At 60.1% G+C, this 26,061-nt stretch carries 26 protein-coding genes; 11 read left to right on the top strand and 15 right to left on the bottom strand.

Annotation, left to right across the window (positions count from 1 at the left end):
* The first annotated feature begins 43 nt into the window (after positions 1–43).
* From ACYP2Q_RS23725 to ACYP2Q_RS23715, 3 genes are all read left to right on the top strand, one after another.
* Positions 44–358 carry a 3-phosphoglycerate kinase gene (locus ACYP2Q_RS23725; protein ID WP_459732716.1) on the top strand — a complete coding sequence of 105 codons (315 nt, stop codon included), beginning with the start codon at positions 44–46 and terminating at the stop codon, positions 356–358.
* A gap of 150 nt (positions 359–508) precedes the next feature.
* Entirely contained in the window at positions 509–1,108 is a 600-nt protein-coding gene (locus ACYP2Q_RS23720; protein ID WP_046816820.1) for an FMN-dependent NADH-azoreductase, read from the top strand.
* 368 nt (positions 1,109–1,476) lie between these two features.
* A complete protein-coding gene (locus ACYP2Q_RS23715) occupies positions 1,477–2,343 on the top strand; it encodes a carboxylate/amino acid/amine transporter (RefSeq protein WP_459732715.1) in 867 nt (288 codons plus the stop codon).
* 60 nt (positions 2,344–2,403) lie between these two features.
* Here ACYP2Q_RS23715 and ACYP2Q_RS23710 read toward each other — a convergent pair whose 3' ends face one another.
* Entirely contained in the window at positions 2,404–3,702 is a 1,299-nt protein-coding gene (locus ACYP2Q_RS23710; RefSeq protein ID WP_459732714.1) for a mechanosensitive ion channel family protein, read from the bottom strand.
* 193 nt (positions 3,703–3,895) lie between these two features.
* Between ACYP2Q_RS23710 and ACYP2Q_RS23705 the strand changes: the two genes are divergently transcribed.
* A complete protein-coding gene (locus ACYP2Q_RS23705; protein ID WP_459732713.1) occupies positions 3,896–5,236 on the top strand; it encodes a DEAD/DEAH box helicase in 1,341 nt (446 codons plus the stop codon).
* A 51-nt stretch (positions 5,237–5,287) separates the two neighbouring features.
* Here the strand turns inward: ACYP2Q_RS23705 and ACYP2Q_RS23700 are convergent, their stop codons facing one another.
* Positions 5,288–5,563, bottom strand: coding sequence for a hypothetical protein (locus ACYP2Q_RS23700; RefSeq protein ID WP_459732712.1), 276 nt, complete (start codon positions 5,561–5,563; stop codon positions 5,288–5,290).
* 69 nt (positions 5,564–5,632) lie between these two features.
* The gene (locus tag ACYP2Q_RS23695) at positions 5,633–6,367 is read right to left on the bottom strand and encodes a DUF899 domain-containing protein (RefSeq protein WP_459732711.1); all 735 of its coding nucleotides are present in this window, start codon (positions 6,365–6,367) and stop codon (positions 5,633–5,635) included.
* 178 nt (positions 6,368–6,545) lie between these two features.
* Between ACYP2Q_RS23695 and ACYP2Q_RS23690 the strand changes: the two genes are divergently transcribed.
* Positions 6,546–6,935 carry a hypothetical protein gene (locus ACYP2Q_RS23690; protein ID WP_046816826.1) on the top strand — a complete coding sequence of 130 codons (390 nt, stop codon included), beginning with the start codon at positions 6,546–6,548 and terminating at the stop codon, positions 6,933–6,935.
* Between the two features lie 101 nt (positions 6,936–7,036).
* Here the strand turns inward: ACYP2Q_RS23690 and ACYP2Q_RS23685 are convergent, their stop codons facing one another.
* The 3 genes from ACYP2Q_RS23685 to ACYP2Q_RS23675 form a co-directional block, all read right to left on the bottom strand.
* Positions 7,037–7,906: a DUF6279 family lipoprotein gene (locus ACYP2Q_RS23685; protein ID WP_459732710.1), complete on the bottom strand. Its 870-nt coding sequence runs from the start codon at positions 7,904–7,906 to the stop codon at positions 7,037–7,039.
* Positions 7,907–7,983: 77 nt separating this feature from the next.
* Positions 7,984–8,706 (bottom strand): TorF family putative porin, encoded by a 723-nt coding sequence (locus ACYP2Q_RS23680; RefSeq protein ID WP_459732709.1) that lies wholly within the window; start codon positions 8,704–8,706, stop codon positions 7,984–7,986.
* Between the two features lie 206 nt (positions 8,707–8,912).
* Complete coding sequence (locus tag ACYP2Q_RS23675) at positions 8,913–9,101, bottom strand: hypothetical protein (protein ID WP_172668627.1); 189 nt, start codon at positions 9,099–9,101, stop codon at positions 8,913–8,915.
* Between the two features lie 348 nt (positions 9,102–9,449).
* Here ACYP2Q_RS23675 and ACYP2Q_RS23670 point away from each other — a divergent pair, with 348 nt between their 5' ends.
* The 3 genes from ACYP2Q_RS23670 (at position 9,450) to ACYP2Q_RS23660 (ending at position 11,556) form a co-directional block, all read left to right on the top strand.
* Positions 9,450–10,286, top strand: coding sequence for a CvfB family protein (locus ACYP2Q_RS23670; RefSeq protein ID WP_459732708.1), 837 nt, complete (start codon positions 9,450–9,452; stop codon positions 10,284–10,286).
* Positions 10,287–10,319: 33 nt separating this feature from the next.
* Positions 10,320–11,252 carry a DMT family transporter gene (locus tag ACYP2Q_RS23665; RefSeq protein WP_459732707.1) on the top strand — a complete coding sequence of 311 codons (933 nt, stop codon included), beginning with the start codon at positions 10,320–10,322 and terminating at the stop codon, positions 11,250–11,252.
* A 175-nt stretch (positions 11,253–11,427) separates the two neighbouring features.
* The gene (locus tag ACYP2Q_RS23660) at positions 11,428–11,556 is read left to right on the top strand and encodes a PA1414 family protein (protein ID WP_007914492.1); all 129 of its coding nucleotides are present in this window, start codon (positions 11,428–11,430) and stop codon (positions 11,554–11,556) included.
* Positions 11,557–11,634: 78 nt separating this feature from the next.
* Here ACYP2Q_RS23660 and ACYP2Q_RS23655 read toward each other — a convergent pair whose 3' ends face one another.
* The 6 genes from ACYP2Q_RS23655 to speB all read right to left on the bottom strand — a co-directional run bounded on the left by ACYP2Q_RS23655 (position 11,635) and on the right by speB (position 17,242).
* Complete coding sequence (locus ACYP2Q_RS23655; protein ID WP_459732706.1) at positions 11,635–11,886, bottom strand: acyl carrier protein; 252 nt, start codon at positions 11,884–11,886, stop codon at positions 11,635–11,637.
* A gap of 66 nt (positions 11,887–11,952) precedes the next feature.
* Positions 11,953–12,678 (bottom strand): MBL fold metallo-hydrolase, encoded by a 726-nt coding sequence (locus ACYP2Q_RS23650; protein ID WP_459732705.1) that lies wholly within the window; start codon positions 12,676–12,678, stop codon positions 11,953–11,955.
* Positions 12,679–12,764: 86 nt separating this feature from the next.
* Positions 12,765–14,144, bottom strand: a complete 1,380-nt coding sequence (locus tag ACYP2Q_RS23645; RefSeq protein ID WP_459732704.1) for a sodium:solute symporter family protein — start codon at positions 14,142–14,144, stop codon at positions 12,765–12,767.
* Between the two features lie 149 nt (positions 14,145–14,293).
* A complete protein-coding gene (locus ACYP2Q_RS23640) occupies positions 14,294–15,805 on the bottom strand; it encodes a purine-cytosine permease family protein (RefSeq protein ID WP_459732703.1) in 1,512 nt (503 codons plus the stop codon).
* Positions 15,806–15,859: 54 nt separating this feature from the next.
* On the bottom strand, positions 15,860–16,282 hold the full coding sequence (locus tag ACYP2Q_RS23635; RefSeq protein ID WP_459732702.1) for a YybH family protein: 423 nt from the start codon (positions 16,280–16,282) through the stop codon (positions 15,860–15,862).
* A 9-nt stretch (positions 16,283–16,291) separates the two neighbouring features.
* A complete protein-coding gene (gene speB / locus ACYP2Q_RS23630) occupies positions 16,292–17,242 on the bottom strand; it encodes an agmatinase (RefSeq protein ID WP_008060136.1) in 951 nt (316 codons plus the stop codon).
* A 217-nt stretch (positions 17,243–17,459) separates the two neighbouring features.
* On the opposite strand from speB, the gene ACYP2Q_RS23625 reads away from it, so the two are divergent.
* Entirely contained in the window at positions 17,460–18,353 is an 894-nt protein-coding gene (locus tag ACYP2Q_RS23625) for a LysR family transcriptional regulator (RefSeq protein ID WP_053156392.1), read from the top strand.
* 5 nt (positions 18,354–18,358) lie between these two features.
* Positions 18,359–18,955, top strand: coding sequence for a tRNA-uridine aminocarboxypropyltransferase (locus tag ACYP2Q_RS23620; RefSeq protein ID WP_459732701.1), 597 nt, complete (start codon positions 18,359–18,361; stop codon positions 18,953–18,955).
* A gap of 56 nt (positions 18,956–19,011) precedes the next feature.
* On the opposite strand, the gene ACYP2Q_RS23615 is transcribed toward ACYP2Q_RS23620, so the two are convergent.
* From ACYP2Q_RS23615 to ACYP2Q_RS23605, 3 genes are all read right to left on the bottom strand, one after another.
* Entirely contained in the window at positions 19,012–20,376 is a 1,365-nt protein-coding gene (locus tag ACYP2Q_RS23615) for an HlyD family type I secretion periplasmic adaptor subunit (protein WP_459732700.1), read from the bottom strand.
* Positions 20,377–20,385: 9 nt separating this feature from the next.
* Positions 20,386–22,545, bottom strand: coding sequence for a type I secretion system permease/ATPase (locus tag ACYP2Q_RS23610; protein ID WP_459732699.1), 2,160 nt, complete (start codon positions 22,543–22,545; stop codon positions 20,386–20,388).
* Between the two features lie 64 nt (positions 22,546–22,609).
* Positions 22,610–23,968 carry a TolC family outer membrane protein gene (locus ACYP2Q_RS23605; RefSeq protein WP_459732698.1) on the bottom strand — a complete coding sequence of 453 codons (1,359 nt, stop codon included), beginning with the start codon at positions 23,966–23,968 and terminating at the stop codon, positions 22,610–22,612.
* A gap of 524 nt (positions 23,969–24,492) precedes the next feature.
* Between ACYP2Q_RS23605 and ACYP2Q_RS23600 the strand changes: the two genes are divergently transcribed.
* Positions 24,493–26,061, top strand: a 1,569-nt coding sequence (locus tag ACYP2Q_RS23600) for a retention module-containing protein (protein WP_459732697.1), incomplete at its 3' end; no start/stop codon positions are given.

The following is a 26,061-nucleotide window of genomic DNA, read 5'->3' as shown; positions in this document are numbered from 1 at the left end:
TCCTCTTGTCCTAAGCTGCGCAGTTCTTATTGGAGACTGCTGAATGAAAAAAATCGTTTTTTTGGTACTGGCAATGCTGCCGCTGACTGCGTTTGCTTATCCGATCGATGTACAGAAAGAGCTCAATGGACTGAAGATCGACTACACCACCTACGCTTCCGATTACGACATGGGTTCGATCACCGTGAACAACTACGGCGACACCGCTGCCGAATGCACGGTGGTGTTTCGCAACGGTCCTGAATCGCCCAAGACCCGCAGGATCAATCTCGACGCCGGCAAAAGCGCGGATCTTTCCGCCAAGTTCAACCGCAAGATCATCAAGCTGTACATCAGCATGACCTGCAAGCCGAAATGACCTCCAGCAGAGCACGCCAATCGCTGATGCTCCGCTTATAAACGAATTTCTTGATCGGTTATAGCAGTTATTTGCGCTTTTTAATCGATATGACGCTGTTTAACCTTCACTCCATCGACCTACAGCATTCTCAGATGGAGGCTACAGCCCATGTCCCGCGTTCTGATCATCGAAAGCAGTGCCCGTCAGCAAGACTCGGTTTCCCGTCAACTGACCCAGACCTTCATCGCCCAGTGGCAAGCCGCGCATCCGAAGGATCAGATCACCGTTCGTGACCTGGCCGTCAACCCGGTGCCACACCTGGATATCAACCTGTTGGGCGGCTGGATGAAACCCGCCGATCAGCGCAGCGACATCGAACAGCTGTCCCTGGAACGCTCCAACCAGCTGACCGACGAGCTGCTCGCCGCCGACGTGCTGGTGATGGCCGCACCGATGTACAACTTCGCCATCCCGAGCACCCTCAAGGCTTGGCTCGACCATGTGCTGCGTGCCGGCGTGACCTTCAAGTACACCGAAACCGGCCCACAAGGCCTGCTCAGCGGCAAGCGCGCTTATGTACTGACCGCTCGCGGCGGGATCTACGCCGGCAGCACCGCAGATCACCAGGAACCTTACCTGCGCCAGGTCATGGGTTTTATCGGCATCCACGACGTGACGTTCATCCATGCCGAAGGCATGAACCTGGGCGGCGACTTCCAGGAGAAAGGCCTGAACCAGGCGAACGCCAAGCTTTCCCAAGTGGCTTGAGCCGTTAATCGCCAGATAATCACCGGATGTTCTAGTGACCTGGCGCGTTACCCTTCAAGCCCATACGCGCATCGAACCTCCCTTTGCACTTGTTGCTCCTGAGTGCTCTAGCCCGATTGAACGCTTTAGCGAGATCGGGCTTTTTTTTGCCTGGGATTTGTCGTCGCCATAAGATCCTGTAGGAGCGAGCTTGCTCGCGAAGAACTCAAGGGCGCTGCGTTCATCCAGCTTGTGCGCGTTATCGTTGACGACCATCGTCGGAACGCCGCCCGGAGCAAGCTCGCTCCTACAGGTTTTTTGTATCGTTTGACTGTTCGCGATCCCCGTCAAAACCCGCTATCTTCGCCGCCATTCAAGACGAGGCGAGCATGGGCTATCTACTTTTTGTCACGCTGATCCAGGCGTTTTCCTTCAGTCTGATCGGCGAGTACCTGGCCGGTCATGTCGACAGTTACTTCGCGGTGCTGATACGCGTGCTGCTGGCGGGACTGGTTTTCATCCCGCTGACCCGCTGGCGTTCGGTGGAGCCGGCGTTCATGCGCGGCATGTTGCTGATCGGCGCGTTGCAGTTTGGTGTGACCTACGTCTGCCTCTACCTGAGCTTCCGCGTGCTGACGGTACCGGAAGTGCTGCTGTTCACTATCCTCACGCCGCTGCACGTGACCCTGATCGAAGACGCGTTGAACCGTCGTTTCAATCCCTGGGCCTTGGTCGCGGCACTGGTAGCTGTGGGTGGCGCAGCGGTGATTCGCTACGACCGGATCAACCCGGACTTCTTCATGGGATTCCTGCTGCTGCAACTGGCCAACTTCACCTACGCCGCCGGGCAGGTGCTCTACAAACACCTGGTGGCGCGCCATCCGAGTGATTTGCCGCATTACCGGCGATTCGGCTATTTCTACCTGGGCGCACTGGCGGTGGCGTTGCCGGCGTTCCTTATGTTCGGCAAATCCAACTTCCTGCCCGAAGCACCGCTGCAATGGGGCGTGCTGCTGTTCCTCGGCCTGGTCTCGACCGCGCTCGGGCTGTACTGGTGGAACAAGGGCGCCTGCCTGGTCAACGGCGGGACACTGGCGGTGATGAACAACCTGCATGTACCGGTGGGGTTGCTGATCAACCTGCTGATCTGGAATCAGCATGAGGAGCTGGGGCGGTTATTGCTGGGTGGTTCGGTGATCCTGATGGCGGTGTGGATTAGCCGATTAGGTATCAGGCAGCACACAAAACCCGCGTAGGAGCTGCCGCAGGCTGCGATCTTTTGATCTTGAAAGTCAAAAGATCGCCTGCGGCAGCTCCTACATCACGTGCTTTTCCGGCTCGGGGATGTGGCTCGCGCCTAGCACCGCCGGCAGCAAGCCGGCGCGTAAATCCGTGCCGCTGGGCTGCTGATAAAGGCTCAACCCAAACTCCGGCAACACCGCCAGCAAGTAATCGAAAATATCCCCCTGGATCCGTTCGTAATCGGCCCACGCGGTGGTGCGGGTAAAGCAGTAGATTTCCAGCGGAATACCCTGGGCCGTGGTCTGCATTTGCCGGACCATGCAGGTCATGTTGGGCTGGATCTCTGGATGACTCTTCAGATAGGCCAGTGCATAGGCGCGAAAGGTGCCAATGTTGGTCATGCGCCTTCGATTGGCCGACATCGCCGCGACATTGCCCTGGGCCTCGTTCCAGGCCTTGAGCTCGGCCTGCTTGCGGCTGATGTAGTCCGTGAGCAGATGCACCTGGGAGAGCTTGAGCTCCTCGTCATCGCGAACGAACCGCACGCCACTGGCGTCGATGAACAGGCTGCGCTTGATCCGCCGGCCACCGGACTGCTGCATGCCGCGCCAGTTCTTGAAGGACTCGGACATCAGGCGCCAGGTCGGGATCGAGACAATGGTCTTGTCGAAGTTCTGCACCTTGACCGTGTGTAGGGTGATGTCCACCACATCGCCGTCGGCACCGACCTGTGGCATCTCGATCCAGTCGCCGACCCGCAGCATGTCGTTGCTGGTCAGCTGCACGCTGGCGACGAACGACAGCAGGGTGTCCTTGTAGACCAACAGGATCACCGCCGACATCGCACCCAGGCCCGACAGCAGTAACAGCGGCGAACGATCGATCAAGGTGGCGACGATGATGATCGCGCCAAACACGTACAAGACCATTTTCGCCAGTTGCACATAGCCTTTGATCGAGCGGGTGCGCGCATGTTCGGTGCGGGCGTAGATGTCCAGCAGGGCATTGAGCAATGCAGAGACGGACAGCAGCAGGAACAGGATGGTGAACGCCAGCGCCACGTTGCCGAGGAACAGCATCGCGGTCTTGCTGAGCTCCGGCACCAGGTGCAGGCCGAACTGGATCACCAGCGACGGAATTATCTGCGCCAGCCGCTGGAACACCTTGTTGTGTCGCAAGTCGTTGATCCAGTGCAGCGCCGGCTGACGGCCAAGAATTTTGCTGGCGTGCAGGATCAGGTAGCGAGCCACTCGTCCGAGGGCCAGGGCAATGAACAACAACACCATCAGGGCCAGGCTGGCGTGCACGAGCGGATGCTGGTCGAGGGCACCCCAAAGGTCTTGGGCATTGAGCCAGAGCTGTTTGATATCCATGGGCAAAAACGATTCTTCTATTGGGACGCGAGGGGCGATTAGAGCATTTAAGACGCTTTGTATTACGTTCAGGGACAAATCGGGCAACAAAAAAACCACTGATTAGCGCCATTTGTACAAAGAAACTCGGCCTGAGCGCTCGAAACCGGTACCCTATGCAGCTGTTTTTTTGCATTTCTTCGAGGTAGCACCCGTGTTTTCCGAATTCGCCTTGCACGAACGCCTGCTCAAAGCCGTGGCCGAGCTGAAATTTGTCGAGCCAACGCCTGTGCAAGCAGCGGCTATTCCGCTGGCGCTCCAAGGTCGTGACCTGCGGGTGACAGCGCAAACCGGTAGCGGCAAGACCGCTGCATTCGTTTTGCCGATCCTCAACCGCTTGATCGGTCCGGCCAAGATCCGCGTCAGCATCAAGACCCTGATCCTGCTGCCAACCCGCGAGCTGGCCCAGCAAACCTTGAAAGAAGTTGAACGCTTCTCGCAATTCACCTTCATCAAGTCCGGCCTGATCACCGGCGGCGAAGACTTCAAGGTCCAGGCTGCCATGCTGCGCAAGGTGCCGGACATCCTGATCGGCACCCCAGGCCGGATGATCGAGCAACTGAACGCTGGCAACCTTGACCTCAAGGAAGTCGAAGTGCTGGTGCTCGACGAAGCCGACCGCATGCTCGACATGGGTTTCGCTGAAGACGTACAGCGCCTGGTGGACGAGTGCACCAACCGCCAGCAGACCATGTTGTTCTCCGCCACCACGGGCGGTTCCGGCCTGCGCGAGATGATCGCCAAGGTCCTGAACAATCCTGAGCACCTGCAGCTCAATGCGGTCAGCCAGCTGAACGAAACCACCCGCCAGCAAATCATCACCGCTGACCACAACCAGCACAAAGAACAGATCGTCAACTGGCTGCTGGCCAACGAGACCTACCAGAAGGCCATCGTCTTCACCAACACCCGGGCCATGGCCGACCGCATCTACGGCCGCCTGGTGGCCCAGGAATACAAGGCGTTCGTGCTGCACGGCGAGAAAGACCAGAAGGATCGCAAACTGGCGATCGATCGTCTGAAGCAGGGCGGGGTAAAAATCCTCGTGGCCACCGACGTCGCCGCGCGCGGCCTGGACGTGGACGGCCTGGACCTGGTGATCAACTTCGACATGCCGCGCAGTGGTGACGAATACGTGCACCGCATTGGTCGTACCGGTCGTGCCGGCAACGATGGCCTGGCCATCTCGCTGATCTGCCACGGCGACTGGAACCTGATGTCGAGCATCGAGCGCTACCTCAAGCAGAGCTTCGAGCGCCGCACCATCAAGGAAGTCAAAGGTACCTACGGCGGACCGAAAAAGGTCAAGGCCTCCGGCAAGGCCGTCGGCGTGAAGAAGAAAAAAACCGACGCCAAGGGCGACAAGAAAAAAGTCGCCGCCAAGACCCCGACCAAACGCAAGAGCGTCAACCGTCCGAAGAGCGACTCTCTGGTCAGCAAGGACGGCATGGCCCCGCTCAAGCGCCGCAAGCCGGAAGCGCCGGCCGCTGAATAAGCGCCTCGGTTAGCTCAATAAAAACCCGGACAGTGTCCGGGTTTTTTATCTTCAACTTTCGGCTTTCTTCTCGGCCGTACCCAATTCCTTGAGCCGCTGATCAATCAACTGGCACTTGTCCGGCAAATCCTTGGCGGCCGTTCCCAGGTCCATCTTCTGCAGCTCGTCGTTGATTTCCTTGGCCTTGGTCGGGTTCTGTTCGGTGAGCCTGGTAACTTCCTTGGCCAGCTGCTCGCGCTTGAGGGTGGCCTCCTCGGGTGTGCAGGCCCAGACGGGCAGGGCGCAGGCTAGGGTGGTGGCGAGGGTGAGTTTCAGCAGGATTTTCATCTGTGAGGCCTCAGTTCCGGTTAAGGCGGGTTAACCGGTTGAGGCCTGCAACAGGGAAAAAGTTCACCCTCATCCCCCATGGCAGCAGCTCTTGGGCGCCTTATCATCGTACCGATCATGATGGCGCACCCAATCCATTATTTCGTCTTCGTTGCGCCCCTTGGGCGTCAGGTCGAGGTAGTTGTATGTACCGACCAACAGATCCAGGCCGCGGGCATAAGTCGAGTAAGTGTGGAAAATCTCGCCGGCTTCATTGCGATAAAACACGCTGAGACCGGGGAGTTCCTCTTCAGAGCCGTCGGTTTTTTCGTAGTTGTAGGTGGCCTTGCCGGCGGCGACGTCTTCGGGGCGGGCCGTCACACCGAAGTCATAGTTGAAATCGCAGCCTTCGGACGACACCCAGTCGAATGTCCAGCCCATGCGCCGTTTGAACGCCTGGAACTCGGCGAACGGTGCATGGGACACCGCCACCACCGCGACATCGTGGTGCGCCAGGTGCTGGTTGGCGCCGTCGATGTGGTCCGACAGGAAGGAGCATCCGGGACAGCCCTCGTCCCAACCGTCGGCGAACATGAAATGGTAAATGACTAGCTGGCTGCGGCCACCGAACAGGTCGGCGAGTTTCAGTTCACCGTTGGCGCCCTGAAAGTGGTAGTCCTTGTCGATTTTTACCCAGGGCAGGGCGCGGCGCTCGGCACTGAGCCTGTCGCGTTCCTTGGTGAAGGCCTTTTCGTGGGCGAGATGTTGCATGCGGGCGGCGAGCCATTCTTCCCGGGACACGACCGGGTGATTCTGAATGTTCATGGGCTTTCTCCTGCGTGATGCGCGGAAGTGACTTACACAGCCTAGTCGTTTGACTTGCCGGTAATTCGACATACCGCCGGTCGGTAGCGGTAAAGACGTGGGCTGAACGGCTACCGTGCACATCTGTCACAACCTAAGAAGGCCCCTCTTTCTCACGGGTACCGGAGGTTGAAACGGGATGACGACTTATAACTGGGATTTGATTGAACGCTTGCTGCACGAAGTGCAGAACGGTGCGAGCAGCTTCACGCCGCGGCCCTACGCCGAGCAGTATGCCGCGGAGAAAGCATCGGAAGGTGAGCAGACTGAAAACCTGGATCATTTGAAAGCAGTGGCCGGCGAGTATGAAAAGCTGCTGCTGGAGCGCGGGTATATCGAACCTCGGCCGGAGGAGCAGGGTGGTTCCGGGTCGAATTACATTTTGACGCCCCGGGGCGCAAGCCTTCTGAGCCTGATCGACAGCAGCATTCCGGGCAATGACCATCCGCGGCAGGTGCTGGATGAGCAGGAGGATGCCCTGGACGAACTGACGTTCGATGAGGTGGCTTCGAAGGCACAGATCGCCTGAGCTAAAAGATCGCAGCCTGCGGCAGCTCCTACAGGGGATCGGCGGACATCCTGTAGGAGCTGCCGAAGGTTCGGTCCGCGTTCGGACGATCCTTTGATCTTTCAACCCTGCTTCGCCGCTTTCAGGCACTTCAAATCACTGAAATCCTTCCTCACGCTCTCGATCTTTTTCAGCAATCGATCACGCTGGTCCGGGGTACTTTCCGCCATTAAATCCACAAATAGTGCCCGTGCCTGGGCTTCGGTCTTGGCAAAAGCCTCGCGGTAAGCCGGTGTCCACAAGCTCTCACGATTGACCAGAAGCGTCTCGATTCGCTGTGGGAATTGTGGTGTGTGGCGCTGCGCCACTGCGGCACTGAACTGTTTCTGCCAGTGGATGCGGTTGGCGATCCATTGCGTGTTCTGATCGCCCAAGGCATTCGACCAGGCCAAGACTCGCTGGTGTTGAGAGGCGCTGAGCGGTCCTAGCCATTCATTCAAGCGTTTCTCCATGCGCTCGCCACGCTGCCTGATCTGCTGCTCCAGCGGCGGTTTCAGGTATTTCTCCTGACGCTTGCGCTGGTCCTTGGCGAAAGCCTCGTTCATTTCCGCGACCTGATTGTCATCCAGGCCCTGCAGCAATTCGATGGCTGAAGGCGTGATTTCCCGGGCCGTCTCGGCGATTGCCGCTTCGGCTTCCGCCGTGCGCGCCTGCAGCGCGGCATCGGTTACCTGGTTGGTCGCGATCATGGTCTGCAAACGGTCCAGCCAGTCGAGATACCCCGGCATTTGCGTGCTGCAATGCCAATCCAGGTGTTCTTTCAGGCGTTCGCTAAGCCAGTTCTTTTGCTCACCGTTCATGTCCAGGTAATCGCTGAGCGTCCAGGGAATGATCACGTCGAGGTTGCGATAGGCAACGCCCATGCGGCTGCACGCGCCGAGGGCAAGGGTGAACATGAGTACTAAGGCGATGTGTTTAATCCAGCTAGACATGGGCGAATCCTTGCGAAAGCCTGGCTTCTGGAGCTGTTTCTCATCTGAACGCAGAATCAACCCGGCAGTTCAGCCCGTCAGTAGAACGCGCGCTCGGCCTTGAGGGTGAGTAGTGCGTCGCACTGACTATTTTGCCCGGTATAGGCTGAACAATAGCTGCCGTTGAGGCTGGAGTCGCTGTAGATCAGATCGACATCTATGCCCATGAACGGTCGGGACAGTTTTACCGACCAGTCGGTGAAGCTGCCGACATAACCGCCGTCCACCGCGACTGGCGTGTTCAATTGATGGGTGGTGTATTTCATGCTGACCCCGATACCGAACGGCTGGTTGCCGCGCAGGTCGGCAAACAGCGTGCTGTTCTGTTTGTCCGGGTCGTTGCTCAAGGCTGCGCCGAAACGACTGCCCAACAGGGTGAGGCCACCGAACACTTCCTGACTGTCGAGGGTGTCGACTTCGGGGTAGCTGTAATGGATAACGCCCACTTCGTAGCCAAGGACCTGGTCGAAGGGTTGCTTGAAGCCCGCGTAGGAGTCTATTTCGAGGTTCTTCCCCGGACTGATGCCCATGCTCGGCGACCATTGGCCAAAGTAGAAACCGCTGTCATGAGTCAGGTCCAGGCCGCCATGAAACGAGCCAACGGCCGATGGCTTGACGAGGCCCTGGGCCATGCTGCGACTGGGGCTCGTCCCGAGCTTGAGGTCGAAGGCCCCCAGCTCGCGTTGAAAGATTTGCCCGTGCACCGTCGGACACGCCAGCAGGCCGGCGAGCAGTAGGGGTAAGCAAGAGGGTATGCGCATGCGTCACTCCATGGACAGCGAGCGCAAGCTTGAGCCTGCTGAAACGCTTGATCTAGACGCGTGCAAGAATACCGACGAATGACGGCGAGTGAGGGCCGTTCGTCGATTTCTACAAGATTGGAGGGTTTGCAGCGAGGGTGGGGCGGGGTTCCAGTCCAAGCGCTTCGAAGCTCAAAGCGCTTAGGGACCAGGTGCAGCGCAGGGTATTACTTCTTGCCGAGCGTGATCTGCTTGGACGGGCCGAACGTCTGGCCGCTGACACCTTTGGCAATTTGCTGGATTTCACCACCGGATTTGAGAAACGCAGCGATCTGGCTGTTGATCGACTCGCTGGTTTCGACGGCTGGAGCTGGCTTTGCTTTGCTGTTGGATGCTTTTACGCGCATGGCGGCCATTAACCTGTAGAAAATTAACTTGGCCAGGCATCGTACAGGATTGACTTCATATTTGCTTGGTAAATATCCGCTGGAGGACATTGGGTGGTGGTGCGACAAAATGCAAGTTGTTATTTGCGATATTGCCCTAAGCCGCTGTTTTAACTAAGAACTCGGCTCGGAAAAACAGCGCTCCATCCAGGGTGGGCGGCAGGATAACTGACAGATCAGTCAGACGAGCGGCCGGTCGAGCAGGGCAAAACCAAGAAAATTAAGGCTTTGCGCGGAATTTCTGGCTCCACCGGGCTGACCGCCGAACCTGACCGCTAAAACCGGGTAGAATGGCGCCACGCAATGAGGGTATTGGACATGGCTTTAGTCGGGCGTTACAACAGTTTACAAATAGTTAAACACACTAACTTCGGTTTATATCTGGACGGTGGCGCGGATGGCGAAATCCTGCTGCCTAATCGTTATATTCCAAAAGATATTCCCAGTGAAGATGAAGACTGGCTCAACGTTTTTGTTTATCTGGATAGCGATGACAAACTCATCGCAACTACTGAAAAGCCGAAAGTTCAAGTCGGTGAATTCGCCAGTTTGAAAGTTGTTGAAGTCAATAGTATTGGCGTGTTCCTCGATTGGGGCCTGCCCAAAGACCTGCTGTTGCCGTATTCGGAAGAAAAGCGCCAGATGACGGCCGGTGAATATGCCGTGGTGCATGTCTACCTCGACAAGCATACCCGCCGCATTACCGCGACGGCGCGTCTGGACCGGTATCTGGACAAGACGCCCGCCAACTACACCCCAGGTCAGGAAGTTGATTTGCTGGTGGCCGAAGCCACCGACATGGGCTTCAAGGCAATCATCAACAACAAGCACTGGGGCCTGATTCACAAGAACGAAATCTTCAAGTTCATGCGCGCCGGCAAAGAAGAGAAGGGCTTCATCAAGGAAGTTCGCAGCGACGGCAAGATCAGCCTGAGCCTGCAACCGGTGGGTGTCGAAGCGGCCAGCAGCCTGAACTCGAAGATCCTCGCCAAGTTACGCGAGAACAACGGCAGCCTGGCCGTCAGCGACAAGAGCGATCCAACCCTGATCAGCAGCATGTTCGGCGTCAGCAAGGGCAACTTCAAGAAGGCCATTGGTGCGTTGTACAAGAACGGCCAGATTGTCATTCATGCCGATCGTATTGAACTGAGCTGATCCTCCCATGTTCTGTGTTGTCGAGGTATCAGGGTGAGCGCCTCCCGGCGCAGCGCCGATGGATTTGCCCTGCAAGTGATGGTGGGGTTGTGCCTGGTCTGGGGCATTCAGCAGGTAATGATCAAGTGGGCGGCGCCCGATATTGCGCCGGTCATGCAGGCAGCCGGGCGTTCGGGCCTGTCCGCACTGCTGGTGGGGTTGTTGATCTGCTGGAAGGGCGGCTGGAACCAGGTGGGCGCCACCTGGCGCGGCGGGCTGTTGGCCGGGGCCTTGTTTGGCCTGGAGTTCCTGTTCATTTCCGAAGGCCTGCAGCTGACCACGGCGGCGCACATGTCGGTGTTCCTCTACACCGCGCCGATTTTTACGGCGCTGGGCGTGCATTGGTTATTGCCGAGCGAGCGTTTGCGGCCTTTGCAATGGCTGGGCATTTTCCTCGCCTTCGTCGGGATCGGCATTGCCTTTGCCGGTGGTTTGTCCTGGGACAACCTCGATCGCCGCATGTTGCTGGGCGATGCGCTGGGCGTCCTGGCGGGAGCCTGCTGGGGGGCGACCACCGTGGTGGTGCGCGCATCGCGTCTGTCGGAGGCGCCGGTGACCCTGACCTTGTTTTATCAGCTGATCGTCGGTTTCGTCGGCCTGTTGCTGATTGCGTTGCTCAGTGGCCAGATCACCCACGTCAGCGTGACCCGCGTGGCGGTGGCCAGCGTGTTGTTCCAGGGCATCGTGGTCTCGTTCTTCAGCTACCTGGTCTGGTTTTGGCTGCTGCGCCGTTACCTGGCGGCCAACCTGGCGGTATTTTCATTCATGACGCCCCTGTTTGGCGTCACGTTCGGGGTTGTCCTGCTGGGGGAGGCGCTGAGCCTCAATTTTGTCATCGGAGCCATTCTGGTGCTGCTGGGGATTACCTTTGTAAGCGCTGAACAGTGGGTGCGCCGACGTTTACGCAGGACGCTTGGACAGCCTTGAGTGAGGCCGCCCGCTGGTGGCAATGCGCCTGGCTGAACTCTTGTCGTCGGATTGTGATCCATTCAGTAACAGATCGTTGCTATGTTTGGCGAGCATTGCTCGACACTTCGGACTATTATCAGTGCGAAGCGACTACAGAATTCCGGTCGCCCGGCACTACCCTGAAGGGGGCATCATGAAAGAGAAAATCCAAAACTGGCTGCACGACCTGGGTGTTGCGCTCGGTTTGATTGAACCGCCTCTGCAACCTGTGCCTATTCGTACCGACGACGAACAGCGTCGACGCCAGCAGCGTCGCCGGTAAACGCGACGCCGTTTTGCAGCAGCAGCCAAAGGCTGCTGCTCCATGAGCAATGGGTGTTTCACAGGGAAATCGGCCAGGTCAATGCCGCCCGATCTCCATCAAGAACCGGCTCAAGTCGTTTGCCGTCCTGGCGGTCTTGAGCATCCGGTCTTCCTCGGCGGTGAACGCCGTCAAGCCGAGTTCGTCTTCCAGATGGAAGATCAGGTCTTCGATATCCGCTTTATCCAATCCCAACTGCGCCAGGCTGGCGTTGTCGTCGAAGTCATCCCGGCCTTCAAGCAGGCGGCTGATGTACTGATGCACGGTGGCACGCACGGCAGTTCTTTTCATGGGGGCTTCGACGACGTTGTGGTGATCGTCCCTGCATTTTGTTCCTGGGATTGAGTACAGCAGGCTTCAGGCGTGCGAGCGTTGCCACTGGTCAATCATATGGCGTAGATGGTCCCCGGAAAAGCTGCCGAAATGCCCGCCATGCACCGTACGGATCGGCAGGGCACGCAAACGCTGCAGACTGCGTACGTAGTCGTCGAGGTTGGAGTGGTAAGCGTCTTCGATCAACGGCCCGTCGTAAATGATGTCGCCGCTGAACAGGGTCTCGGTGGCCGCTTCGTACAGGCTGATGCCGCCCGGCGAGTGCCCCGGCGTGTGCAGCACTTGCATCACCCGGTTGCCCAGGTCCAATACATCGCCTTCCTCGATGGTCCCGGTGGCCGGTGCGGCCTTGACCCGATACTCGGCGTAGCACAACGGACAATCGGGGTGCGCTTCGAACATGTCGTCGCCGACAAAGGCCTTGCTCAAGTCGTTCTCACCGTCCGGTGCGGCAAGGATGTCCGCCTCCGCCGGGTGCACCAGGCGCTCGACGAATTCGTGGTGCCCGGCAATGTGGTCGAAATGGCAGTGACTGGCCACCGCCACCAGGGGCCGCTCGGTGATCCATGGCAGTTGTTCGCGCAGGCTGACCAGCCCCGATCCGCTGTCCAGCAACAGGTCTTTATCGCGGCCCTGGATATGCCAAAGGTTGCAGCGATAGAAGGGGCGAATGAAGGGCTCGTGAATCAGGCGGATGCCGTCACTGAGCTGTTTGACTTCGAACCACTGATCGCGGCTGACGATCTTCATGGGCAGTTTCCTTCAGGCGAAAAAAAACGAGTGTGGCAACCGACGCCACACTCGTCGAAGAAAGCATCAAGTCGTTATGTTTCAGCTTAGGCGGCGCTGGCCAGCGTCATCGGGCGACGAGACAGCAGGCTAACGACCACGAAGCTCACCAGGCCTACGCCGAGGCTGTAGTAGATCGGCGTGTTGGCATCCAGGCCGTCCTTGAACATGAACACCAGCGCTGTGGCGAAGCCCAGACCCATGCTGGCGATGGCGCCGGCGGTGGTGGCGCGTTTCCAGAAGATCGCGCCGATCAGCGGCACCAGCATGCCGCCCACCAACAGGTTGTAGGCCAGGGTCAGGGCGCTGATCACGTCGTTCACCACCAGGGCGATACCCAGCACCACGATACCGGTCAGCAGGGTTACCAGGCGGTTCAGGCCCAGGCTCGACTGTTTACCACCGCGCAGTTTTGGCAGCAGGTCTTCGGTCAGGGTGGTGGCGGCGGCGAGCAGGCCGGCGCTGGCGGTGGACATCATGGCGGCCAGTGCGGCAGCGATCACCAGGCCTCGGATACCGTCCGGCAGGGACAGCTTCACGATGGCGGCGAAAGCGTTGTTGACGTTGTCCAGGTCCGCGATCAGTACGTGAGCGGCCATGCCGATCAGGGCGCAGGCCAGACCGTAGATGATGCAGTAGATACCGGCAGCGGTACCGGCGACCTGGGCGACTTTGGCGGTCTTGACGGTGAACACCCGTTGCCAGATGTCCTGACCGATCAGGATGCCGAAGAAGTAGATCATGAAGTAGGTGATGATGGTGTCCCAGCCGATGGTGGTGAAGCTGAAGCTTGCCGCCGGGAGTTTCAACACCAGTTCATCCCAGCCGCCCACACGGTACATGCAGATTGGCAGCAGGATGAACATCAGGCCTACGGTCTTGATCACGAACTGGACGATGTCGGTCAGGGTCAGCGACCACATGCCGCCAATGGCCGAATAAACCACCACGACGCCACCGCCGAGCAGTACCGAGACCCAGAATGGCAGGCCGAACAGCACTTGCAGCACGGTGCCGATGGCCAGGATCGAGGTCACGCCGATCATCAGCGCGTACGCCAGCATGATCGCCGCACTCGCGGAGCGGGCCATCGGGTTGTAGCGTTTTTCCAGGACCTGGGTAACGGTGTAGATCTTCAGCTTGAGCAATGGCTTGGCGAGGAACAGGTTCAGCGCCACGATCCCGCAACCCAGTGCTGCGCACAGCCAGAAACCGGAGATGCCATGCACGTAGCCCAGGCGCACGGTGCCCACGGTGGACGCACCGCCCAGGACGGTGGCGGCCATGGTGCCCATGTACAGGCTCGGGCCGAGGTTACGACCGGCGACCAAAAAGTCTTCGTTGGTCTTGGCCTTGCGCATGCCGTAATAGCCGAGTATCAGCATCGCGGCGGCGTAGATGAGTACGACGAATAAATCCAAAGCCATGATGGCGTGTCTCCGATTGTCTTTTTTATGTGAGGCTGAAAATCAATCTTTTCTGTAGGAGCGTGGCTTGCCCGCGAACAAGGCACCGCGGTCCATCAGGCAAACCGCGTCATCGTTCTTCGCGGGCAAGCCTCGCTCCTACAGGTGGATCAAGCTGTTTGGCGGATAGCCGGTTTAACGAGCGGATCCGTGCTCTTGCTGCGTGGATCATTCGGGCCGAACACCGCGCGCGGTTCCGGGAACAGGCTCAGCAGTGCCAGGTACACCAGCGAGGCCAGGCCCAGGGTGACCGGCAGGCTGATGTCGATGCCGCCGGCCATTTCGCCCAGTGGTCCGACGAACTGCCCCGGCAGGTTCACGAAGCACAGGCCGACGGCCGCGCTCGGGATCCAGGCACCCAGGCCACGCCAGTTCCAGCCGTGGGTGAACCAGTAGCGGCCACCTTTCTCGCCGCGGGTGAACACTTGCAGGTCATCCGGGCAATAGAAGCCGCGACGCACCAGCAGGCCGATGATCATGATCACCATCCAGGGGGTGGTGCAGGTGATGATCAGCACGGCGAAAGTCGACACGCTCTGCACTAGGTTCGCCGCGAAGCGTCCGATGAAGATGAACGCAATCGACATCACACCGATCAGCAACGTCGCCTTGACCCGCGACAGCACCCGTGGAAACACGCTGGACATGTCCAGCCCGGTGCCATAGAGCGAGGTGGTGCCGGTGGACATGCCGCCGATCACCGCAATCAGGCACACCGGCAGGAAGAACCAGCTGGGTGAAACCGCCAGCAAGCCGCCGACATAGTTGTTGGCCGCGATGTAGTCCGGAGCCTTGATCGCTACGATGGTCGCAGTGGTCAGGCCAAACAGGAACGGGATGAAGGTCGCGATTTGCGAAATCACCACCGCCGCCATGATCCGGCGCTTGGAGGTGTCACGCGGAATGTAGCGCGACCAGTCGCCCAGGAACGCACCGAAGGAGATCGGGTTGCTCATGGCCACCAGCGCGGCGCCGATGAACGCTGCCCAGAAACCCGGCTGCCCCATGTTCACGGTGCCGGCGTAGTTCACATCGAAAGGCCCTGCGAAAGCGAAGACGCCCAACAGGAACAACAGGCTGGCGCTCCATACCGCGATCTTGTTGACCCACAGCAGGAAACGGAAGCCATAGATGCACACGGTCAGCACCAGGATCGCGAACAGACCGTAGGCCAGGCCCAGGGTCAGGTCGGTTTCCGGCAGGCCGATCAGGCGTTTGGCGCCACCGATCAGCGCATCACCCGAACTCCACACCGAGAGCGAGAAGAAGGCAATGGCGGTCAACAGCGACAGGAACGATCCGACGATCCGCCCGTGCACGCCGAAGTGTGCACCGGAAGACACGGCGTTGTTGGTGCCGTTGATCGGACCGAACAGGCCCATCGGCGCGAGGATCAGCGAACCCAGCAACACGCCCAGCACGATCGCCAGCACGCCCGCATGAAAAGACAGGCCGAACAGTACCGGGAAGCTGCCGAGCACGGCGGTGGCGAAGGTGTTGGAACCCCCGAAGATCATCCGGAACAAGTCCGTCGGGCCTGCGGTGCGTTCGTTGTCCGGGATCTGTTCGACCCCGTGGGTTTCAATCTGCGTAAGGCTTTGGTCGTTGTTGTTGTTATTCATGATCTGCTCCGATCATAAAGGCGCGCTCATCGTGTGTGAGCGTCACCTGTTTGGCTAAGGGGTTGGCAGCCCTTCCGGCATCGCGGACAAATGTTCGTGGCAGGCCAGCCATAGGCCTTGTTGTTCTTGGCCAGACGCTTGTTTTTTGAAAACAATCGTCTCGCGCTCCTGGCTGAAGTGTTGCTCCCCTTGCATGCGCAGCTCAGTGGCCACGTCATGGATGAAAATCGCCACGTCGCCCTGCAGGCTGACGAAGGCGTTGCTCGAGGTGCACGAAAGCACCTCGAAGCCGTCCTCGGCACGCCAGCGGTCCCACAATGCCTGGTAGGCAGCGCGCGACAGCAGCGGCTGTTCGAGGGTGTAGAAGACGAAGCTGGCATCAAGGCTGAAAGCGCCGAAGTAGGCTTCGCGATCGTTACGGGCGAAGGCGGACACCAGGTCGGCGGCCGCTTTCAATACCTGATCACGTTCGTTCATGACCGATCCTCAGCGATGGACCACGCCAGGCAGTACGCAGAGCATTTCGTACAGCAGGTTGGCGGCCAGCAGCGAGGTGTTGCCGGTGGTGTCGTAAGCGGGCGAGACTTCTACCAGATCGCAACCGACCAGGTCCAGGCCTTGGCAGCCGCGAACGATCTCGATGGCCTGAATGGTCGTCAGACCACCGATTTCCGGGGTGCCGGTACCCGGCGCCCAGGCCGGATCGATGCCGTCGATGTCGAAGCTCAGGTACACCGGGCCGCCGCCGACTTTTTCGCGAACTTCAGCCATCAGTGGCGCCAGGGATTTGTGCCAGCACTCTTCGGCCTGGACCACTCGGAAGCCCTGGTTGCGGCTCCAGTTGAAGTCATCAGCGGTGTAGCCCTGGGCGCGCAGGCCGATCTGGACCACACGGTCCGGATCGATCAGGCCTTCTTCGACGGCGCGGCGGAAGGTGGTGCCGTGGGCGATTTTCTCGCCAAACATGTGATCGTTCACATCGGCGTGGGCATCGATGTGCACCAGTCCGACCTTACCGTGCTTTTTATGGATGGCACGCAGGATCGGCAGGGTGATGGTGTGGTCGCCGCCCAGGGTCAGGGGGATCACATCGTGTTCGAGGATGTTGTCGTAGGATTCTTCGATGATCCGTACGGCATCCAGCAGGTTGAAGGTGTTGATCGCCACATCGCCGATGTCGGCAACCGACAGCGAGTCAAACGGTGCAGCGCCGGTGGCCATGTTGTACGGGCGGATCATCACCGATTCGGCGCGGATTTCGCGAGGTCCGAAACGAGTGCCAGGGCGCAGGGAGGTACCGATGTCCAGCGGCACGCCGACAAAAGCGGCGTCCAGACCTGCAGCGGTCGGTACATGGGGGAGTCGCATCATGGTGGCGATGCCGCCGAAGCGCGGCATTTCGTTGCCGCCCAGTGGTTGGTGAAGAATCTTGTCCACGGGTAGGGCCTCATCGTCGTTGTTTTATTTATTGGGTTTCGCCGTCCACGGAAGGCACGGGCGAACCTTGTGGCGCCGATTCTGCGAAATGTAGTGGCCGGGAAGAATCGCTACGGGCAAATACTTAGTTCAGATTTTTCTAAACTAATGGCGGGGGCGGCGATAGACTTCTCACCGATCGTTACCACGATCTCTCTGGACAGGTTACGGAGCCCCCATGGCCAACGCTTTACCCGACCTCAAACTATTGCGCATCTTCGTCAGCGTGGTGCGTCATCAGGGCTTCGCCAACGCCCAGCACGAGCTCAACCTCTCGACGTCGGCCATCAGTACCTACATGAGCCAGCTCGAATCCGCCCTGGGCCTGGTCTTGTGCCATCGCGGCCGCGGCGGGTTCAGCCTGACCAGCAAGGGTGAACTGTTCCATCAGGAAACCCTGCGTTTGTTGGGCGAGCTCGAAGGTTTCGAACAATATGCCGCCGCACTCAAGGGCGAATTGCGCGGTACGCTGAACCTGGGGGTGATCGACTCCACCGTCAGCGACAAGGCCCTGCCGTTCGCCGAAGCCATCGGCGCCTACAGCCAGGAGCACCCGGCGGTGCACTTGCACCTGTCGGTGATGAGCCCCTATGAACTGCAACTGGGTGTGCAGGACAATCGCCTGGACCTGGCCATCGGCGCGTTTTCCACGCGCATGAGCGGCCTGGTGTACATGCCGCTGTACCGCGAACAGCACTGGTTGTATTGCAGTACCCGGCATCCGCTGTTCAACGAGCGGCGCATCCCCGAGCAGGTCATCACCCAGCAACGCATGGTCGGTCGCGGCTACTGGAGCCAGGCCGAACTGGCCCGTCATGGTTTCAAGCACAGCGCCGCAACCGTGGAGAGTATGGAGGCGCAGCTGATTCTGGTGCTGTCCGGCGCCTACATCGGTTACCTGCCGGAACACTACGCCCAGGCGTGGGCCGACAAGGGCGACCTGCGGGTGCTGCTGCCGGCCACCTTCGGTTATCAGGCGCCGTTCTCGATGATCGTGCGCCGTGGCCGCAGCCGTGAGCCGCTGATCCAGACCTTTCGCGACCTGCTCAAAGCACAACTCAACCAGGCGTGAAGAAGATGCCGAGAATTCAATGTCCGCGCTGTCTGCGCCCGCAAAGCCATTGCCTGTGCCCGCTGATCCCCAGCCTCGACAGCCGCACCCGCGTGTTGCTGTTGCAACACCCGAGCGAAGTGAACCATGCCCTGAACACCGCGCGGTTGGCGGCGCTTGGGTTGAACAATGCCGAGTTGATCGTCGGTGAGGTGTTCGAGGATCTGCCGAGGTTGTTGAACCCGCCAGGCTATCGGGCGCGGTTGCTGTTTCCCGGGGAGGACGCGCAGCCGATGCAGGCCTGCCCCGTCACCGATGAGCCGCTGTTGCTGGTCGTACCGGACGGCACCTGGCGCAAGGCGCGCAAGATGCTGCACCTGAATCCGCTGCTGGCGGCGTTGCCGAGGGTGACGCTGGTATCAGGCGGGGTATCGCGTTATCGACTGCGAAAGGCACCGGGGCCCGGGGCGTTGTCGACGGTGGAGGCGATCGTGCAGGCGCTGGAAACCCTTGAAGCGCCGACCAGCTTTGCGCCGTTGCTCAGGCCGTTCGAGGCGTTGATCGAGGGGCAGATTGCGGCGATGGGGGAGGAGGTTTACCAGCGTAATCATGGCGACAGATGATCGTCCTATGTGCCGGCCTTTTCGGCGGTAGATCAATCACCACAACTTTCGAGTAACTACCGCTCGCGCATCGCCTCGGTCCGCGCTTTCAACACCGGTTTAAGCAGATAATCCAACACGGTTTTCTCCCCGGTAATGATATCCACCGTCGCCACCATCCCCGGAATGATCAGCAACGGTTTTACGTCCCCGCCCAAGTGATTTTTGTCAGTGCGCACCTGGATCAGGTAGAAGCTGTTGCCCTTGTCGTCGGTGATGGTGTCGGCGCCGATCAGCTCCAGCTTGGCGCTCAAGCCGCCGTAGATCGTGTAATCGTAGGCACTGAACTTGACCATGGCTTTCTGGCCAGGATGCAGGAACGCTACGTCCTGTGGGCGAACCTTGGCCTCGATCAGCAGGTTGTCTTCCAACGGCACGATTTCCACCATGTCACTGCCCGGCTGGACCACGCCGCCGATGGTATTGACCTTCAGCATCTTGATGATGCCCTTGACCGGCGAGAGCACCGTGGTACGGGTCACGCGGTCGTCGATGGCAATGCTGGAAGCTGTGATTTTCGACAGGTCGGTGCGTTTCTCGTTCAGCTCTTTGGCCGCATCCGAGCGGAACGACTGTTCGGATTCGTCGATCTTGCTCCTGATCTCGGCGATCGCCGATTCCGCCCGGGGAATGGCCAGGGTGGTGGCGTTCAACGAACCACGGATTTCCACCGCGCTGCGCTTGAGCCGCAGGATCTCCACCGGTGATACGGCGCCGGTCTTGACCAGCGGCTCGGACATGGCCATCTCCTGGTTGACCAGCGCCAGGCTGGAGCCGTATTGCCCGGCTTTCGAGCGAAATTCCGCCAGTTCCTGGGTTTTTTGCCGCAGTTGTTCGGTGAGCGTGCGTTGTTCGCTGGCCAGTCGACGTTGCCGCTGTTCGTACAGCGAGCGTTCGTCTTCGGCGACTTGCGGCGCCTTGGCGATCACTTCTTCCGACAGCTTGAATGGCCGGCCTTCGGCTTCGGCCGACAGGCGTTCGACCTGCGCGGTCAGCGCATAGCGATCGACCTCGCTTTCGCCCTTGTTCGACAGGTAGCGCGTGTCATCCAGGCGCAGCAAGGTGTCGCCCTTGTTCACCATCTGCCCTTCACGCACGAAGATCTCGGTGACGATACCGCCCTCGAGGTTCTGGATCACCTGGACCTTGCTCGACGGAATCGCCTTGCCTTCGCCCATGGTGACTTCCTGCAGCACCGCGAACTTGGCCCAGGCCAACGCGCTGATCAGCAACGCGGCAGCCAGCCATACGGTGATCCGCGACCAGCGTGGGGAGTCCTGCAACGCGGCGCCGGCCGTTTCCGGCATGAACTCGGCTTCGGCACTTTTGCTGAAACTGTCGAAGTAGCCACGTGCTTTCGAAGCATCCGATGAAGCGGACATAGGCAACTCCTAGACGGCCGCAGAGCCAACACGGCCCTTGCGCAATGCATCGATGACCGCTTCTTTCGGGCCGTCAGCGACGATCCGTCCGTTGTCCAGCACGACCAGGCGATCGACCAGGCTGAGCATCGAGGTGCGATGGGTCACCAGCAGCACGGTCTTGCCCTGGACCCAGGTGTGGAGTTTTTGCCGCAAGGCGTCTTCGCTGCTGTTGTCCATGGCACTAGTGGGCTCGTCGAGCAGCATGATCGGTGGGTCGAGCAGCAACGCCCGGGCGAGCAATACCGCCTGGCGTTGACCACCGGACAGCAGTTGCCCGCGCTCGCCGACAGGGCGGTCGAAGCCTTGCGGGTGTTGCCGGGCCAGTTCGGTGACGCCGGTCAGTTCGGCCACTTCGAGCATGCGCGCGTCACTGATGTAGCGCGCCCCCAAAGTCAGGTTGTCGCGCAAGCTACCGGCCAGCAGCGGCAGGTCATGAGCGACGTAGCCGATCTGATGGCGCAGGTCCGCGACGTCCAGTTGGCGCAGGTCCAGGCCATCGAGCAGCAATTGGCCTTGCGCCGGTTCGTAGAACCCCATCACCAGGCGCGCCAGGGTGCTTTTGCCCGAGCCGCTGCGACCGATGATGCCGATCCGTTCGCCGGGTTTCACGCTGAAGCTGACATTGGCCAGCGCCGGGGCGTTCTGGCCGTTGTAGTGGAAGGTCACGCCGACCACGTCCAGGGCGCCTTGCAGTTGCGTGCGTTCCAGCGGGCGTTGGTTGGCATCGCGTTCTTGCGGCAGGGACATCAGCGCGTCGGTGCTTTTCATGGTCAGCTGCGCTTGCTGGTAGCGCGTGATCAGGCCGGCGATTTGGCCTAGCGGTGCCAGTACCCGGCTGCCGAGCATGTAGGTCGCCACCAGCGCGCCGACGCTGAGGTTGCCGGCGATGATGCTGTAGACCCCGGCAACGATGGTCGCCATGCCGGAAAACTGCTGGATGAATAGCGTGCCGTTGGTGGCCAGTGCCGAGAGATTACGCGCATGGCTGTCGAGGCGGGTGAGGGCGCCGTGGGTGCTTTCCCATTTGTGCTGGCGCTCGCTTTCGGCGCTGCAGGCCTTGAGGGTTTCCAGGCCGCCGAGGGTTTCGATCAGCAGGGCCTGGCGTTCGGCGCCCAGGCTCAGGCTTTTCTGCACGGTGTCGCGCAAGCGCGCCTGAATGATCATGGCGAAAATGATCGTGATCGGGAACGCCAGGACCGGAATCACCACCAGCCAGCCGCCCAGCAGGCCGATCACCACCAGCATCAGCAGGGCAAAGGGCAGGTCGATCAGGCTGGTAAGGGTCACGGCGGTGAGGAACTCACGCAGGCCCTGGAAGTCGTGAATGCTCTGGGCAAAGCCACCGATGGTCGCAGGCCTGGCTTTCATCGCCATGCCGGTGATGCGTTCGAACAGGGTCGCCGAGAGAATCACGTCGGTCTTCTTGCCGGCGGTGTCCAGCAAGTGCGCGCGCACCACCCGCAGCACCAGTTCGAAACCGGTACCGATCAGCAGGCCGACGGACAGCACCCACAGGGTCGAGGTGGCCTGGTTCGGCACCACGCGGTCGTAGGTCTGCATCACGAACAGCGGCACCATCAGCCCCAGCAGGTTGATCAGGAAACTCGCCAGGATCGCATCACTGTATAACCATTTCGACAGCTTCAACGTGTCGCGAAACCAGGCCTCTACCCGCGGCACCAGGGGGGAACGAAGGTCTTCGAGTTCATGCCGGGGCCGGGCGAAGAGCGCCTGGCCACTGTAGTGTTCGGCAAGTTCTTGGGTGGTGGTCCATTGCTCGCCGCCATCGGCTTCGCTGGGCAGGACCAGGACACGGCCGTCCTCGCCATAGCGGCGCAACACGGTGGTGCGGCCGTTGTTGAGCAGCAGCAATACCGGCAGGTTGAGCGCGCTGATGTCTTTCAGTTCGCGACGCAGCAGGCGCGCCTGCAGTCCCGCCCGGGCCGCTGCGCGGGGCAGCAGGTCCAGGCTCAAGCGTTGGTGTGCCATTGGGAGCCCGGCACTGAGGCTGGCGCGACTGACCGTCGCGCCATGGAGTTTGCAGAGGATCAACAGACCGTCCAGAAGCGGGTCATCGAAGCTCAGGCGTGGATCGACACCGGTGTTGGCGGTTTCCATGCTGGTCACATTGATCGCTCCCGTTGCGCTACGGCATATGGCATGGGTATCTGCACGCCCTACACAGGGCTGTTCACCTGAGTTCAGGCAGGCGAGCTTCGCTTTTCACTTCGGCCTGGGCGACGGCGTCGGCCGGCAGCACCACGCGTTGCTTGCTCAGCAACTGGCCCATGTTCGCCAGCACACGGTACATCGAATACTCCTCGGTGTAGCGGACTTCGGTGTAGCGGCGGTTGGCGTTGTACAGCTCGTTTTCGCTGTCCAGCAGGTCGAGCAGGGTACGTTGGCCGAGGCCGAACTGATCCTGATACGCCACGCGCACGCGTCGGCTGGTCTCGGCGTACTCGCGGGCGGTTGGCGTTTGTTTCTTGGCGTTGACCATGGCGTTCCAGGCCAGGTGGATGTTTTCGTTGAGCTGGCGCAAGGCGTTGTTGCGGATGTCCATCGCCTGATTGATCTTGTGGGCATCGGATTGCAGGCGCGCCTTGTCGCTGCCGCCGCGGAACAGGTTGTAGTTCATCACCACACCGACCCGCCATTCGTTGTCATGGCCTTCTTCGCCGGCGATGTTGTTGTTCGCGCCTACCGCGGCTTCGGCGTCGAAGCGTGGGTAGAACGGCGACTTGGCAACTTCGTACTGGCTCTCGGCCGATTGCACGTCGGCCTGGGCGGATTTCAGGTACGGGTTGTTGTCCACCATGCTTTGCTGGGCATCCGTCAGCGAGGCCGGCACTTCGCCACGGATCGACGGCGGCGCTTCGAGTTCATCGGGCAGGCGGCCGACCACGGCGGCGAAGTTCGACTCGGCGTCGGCCAGATCGACTTCGGCGGTGTCGAGGTTGTTTTCCGCCAGGGCCCTACGGGCACTGGACTGGTCGGCATCGGCGTTGCTGCCGACCCCGCGCTCGGTGCGCAGGCCGATCTGATCGTTGACGCGCAAGTGCGCTTGCAGGTTGTTCTTGGCCAAGGTCACCAGTTCGCGGCGCTTGAGCACTTCGAGGTACACCTCGGTAGTACGCAGGGCCAGGTCCTGGGCGGTGCCCTGGGCGTAATACGCCCGGGAGTTGACGACGCCCTTGGTCCGCTCGACTTCGTTGGCGGTATTGAACCCGTCGAAGAGCATCTGCCGCAGACGCAGTTCCGACTGGGTGTAATTGAGGATTTCGGTGTGGTGATTGCCCAGCGCCCGGGTGTTGGTGTTGTCGCTGTACCCGCGCCCGTACGCGGCATTCAGGTCCACTGATGGATAAAAGCCCCCCTTGGCGACCTTCACGTCTTCATCAGCCGACAGACGGCTGTCCACCCGCGATGCCAGCTCCGGGTGGGTCGCGATAGTGCTCTGGATCGCTTCGGTCAGCGACATGGCATGCGCTTGGGAACTGCAGGCAATTGCCAGCAAAACCGCGCTGAAGAGGGGGTTTAAAAGGCGCATGGTTCATCTCCCTGAATCCTAATAGTGCTTTATGCGTCGCCAATTATTTGACGACATTTATAGGTAAAACCGTTTCATGCTTGTAACAAGAGAGCTAAGAACATTTTCAGGCGAACCTAAGAAGTTTTTCTCATAAGCTTTATGCCAAAAAAAACTTATGTACTCTGCAAAATCCAGCACATTGTTCACTGCGAAAGCCCTTGATTTATGTGCCTTATGGCGCTCATCAGGGCTTGAGGAAAGGTCAAGTCCACTTATCGACAAAGAGCGGAGAAGTGCTGGAGGGGAGGGATGCGGCGCAGACTGGGGTGACGGTTTTTTGTCGCCAAGGTGATTCAGGACTGTTACGCAACGCTGGCGGATGACGTTGTTTTCGACAGGTAGCCCAATGCCATTGATTGCAAAGGGTTTATCCAGGTCGCGACGGCGGCGGCGATTCGCCAGGTAACCTGCTTGAGCCCATGTGCATATTCTCCGCATTCAGACAGGGTGCCGACAAAGCGTTGGCAGCGGAGGGAATGCACATGGCTACGCTCATCGGTATCGTCAGCAAGGTTATCGGTCAGGTCTTCGCGGTGGCGGGTGATGGCGCCCGTCGAGTGCTGGTCGAGGGGGATCGGTTGTTTGCCGGCGATCAACTGGTGACCGGGGCCGAAGGCGCGGTGGCGGTGCATCTGCAGAACGGCCAGGAACTGACGCTAGGCCGCGACAGTAGCCTGCAAATGACTGACCAGTTGTTGGCGCAAACTTCGCCCCATGTCGATACGGCTGAAGCAACGACCCCGAGCCAGGCACAGTTGACCGATGTCGAGCAACTGCAAAAAGCCATTGCCGCCGGTGACGACCCGACCCAGACCGCTGAAGCCACGGCGGCCGGCCCGGGTTCGACCGGACCTGCCGGGGGCGCACTGGGCGGGGGCCACAGTTTTGTCATGCTTGAGGAAGTGGGGGGGCATGTCGATCCAACCCTTGGTTTCCCCACCGCCGGGTTCAACGGCATTCCGGAATTTCCTCGGGAGCGGCACGACGGCGATCACAACCCGGACGACGGCGCCTCTGCACCGCTGATTACGCCGCCTGTCGTTACGCCGCCAGTGGTGGTAATTCCGCCTCTGGTAACACCACCTGAAACCACTCCGCCCGAAGTCACGCCGCCGGAAGTCACTCCACCGCAAGTCATACCGCCTGTGGTCACCCCGCCCGAGAACAATCCGGTCACCCTCAACGGGCTGTCAGTGGAGGGCGGTGAACTGACCGTCAAGGAAGCCAACCTGGCCGAGGGTTCGGCGAGCAACCCCAACGCGCTGACCCAGAGCGGCACCTTCACCGTCTCGGCGCCCGACGGGCTGAGCAGCCTGAGCATCGGTGGGATCAATGTGATCAGCGGCGGCGTGGCCAGCGGTTTTCCGCAGTCGATCACCACGCCGCTGGGTAGCACCCTGACCATCACCGGCTACAACCCGACCACGGGCGTGGTGAGTTACAGCTACACCCTCAACGGCAGCGAGAACCATTCCACCGGTGACGGCACCCAACTCAGTGAACACTTCACCGTGGTGGCCGGTGACAGCAATGGCGACACCGCCACCGGTACCCTGGACGTCAACATCACCGACGACGTGCCCCAGGCGATCGATGACCACAATGCCAACACCGCCTCGGAAACCCTGCTCACCCTCGAAGGCAACGTTCTGGGCAACGACGTGCAAGGCGCCGACCGCATCGCGACCGGCCCCAACAGCGGCCCGATCACCCCCGGCACTTTCATCGGCACCTACGGCACCCTCGTACTTAACGCCAATGGCACCTACACCTACACCCTCAATCCCGGCGACGCCGACTTCAAGGACTTGCACGCCGGCGGCAACGGCACCGAGACCTTCACCTACACCCTCACCGATGCTGACGGCGACAGCAGCACCGCCAGGCTGGTGCTCATCGTACACAACAACGATGACGGGGTGACCCTCGGCGGCCTGGACGTCGCAGGCGGCGAACTGACCGTCTACGAGAAAAACCTCACCTACGGCAGCGACCCCGACAACGCGGCGTTGACCCAGCACGGCACCTTCACCGTCAATGCCCCGGACGGC

The sequence above is a fragment of the Pseudomonas sp. MHK4 genome, assembly GCF_054600775.1.
This window is presented reverse-complemented; position numbering and strand designations above follow the sequence as displayed.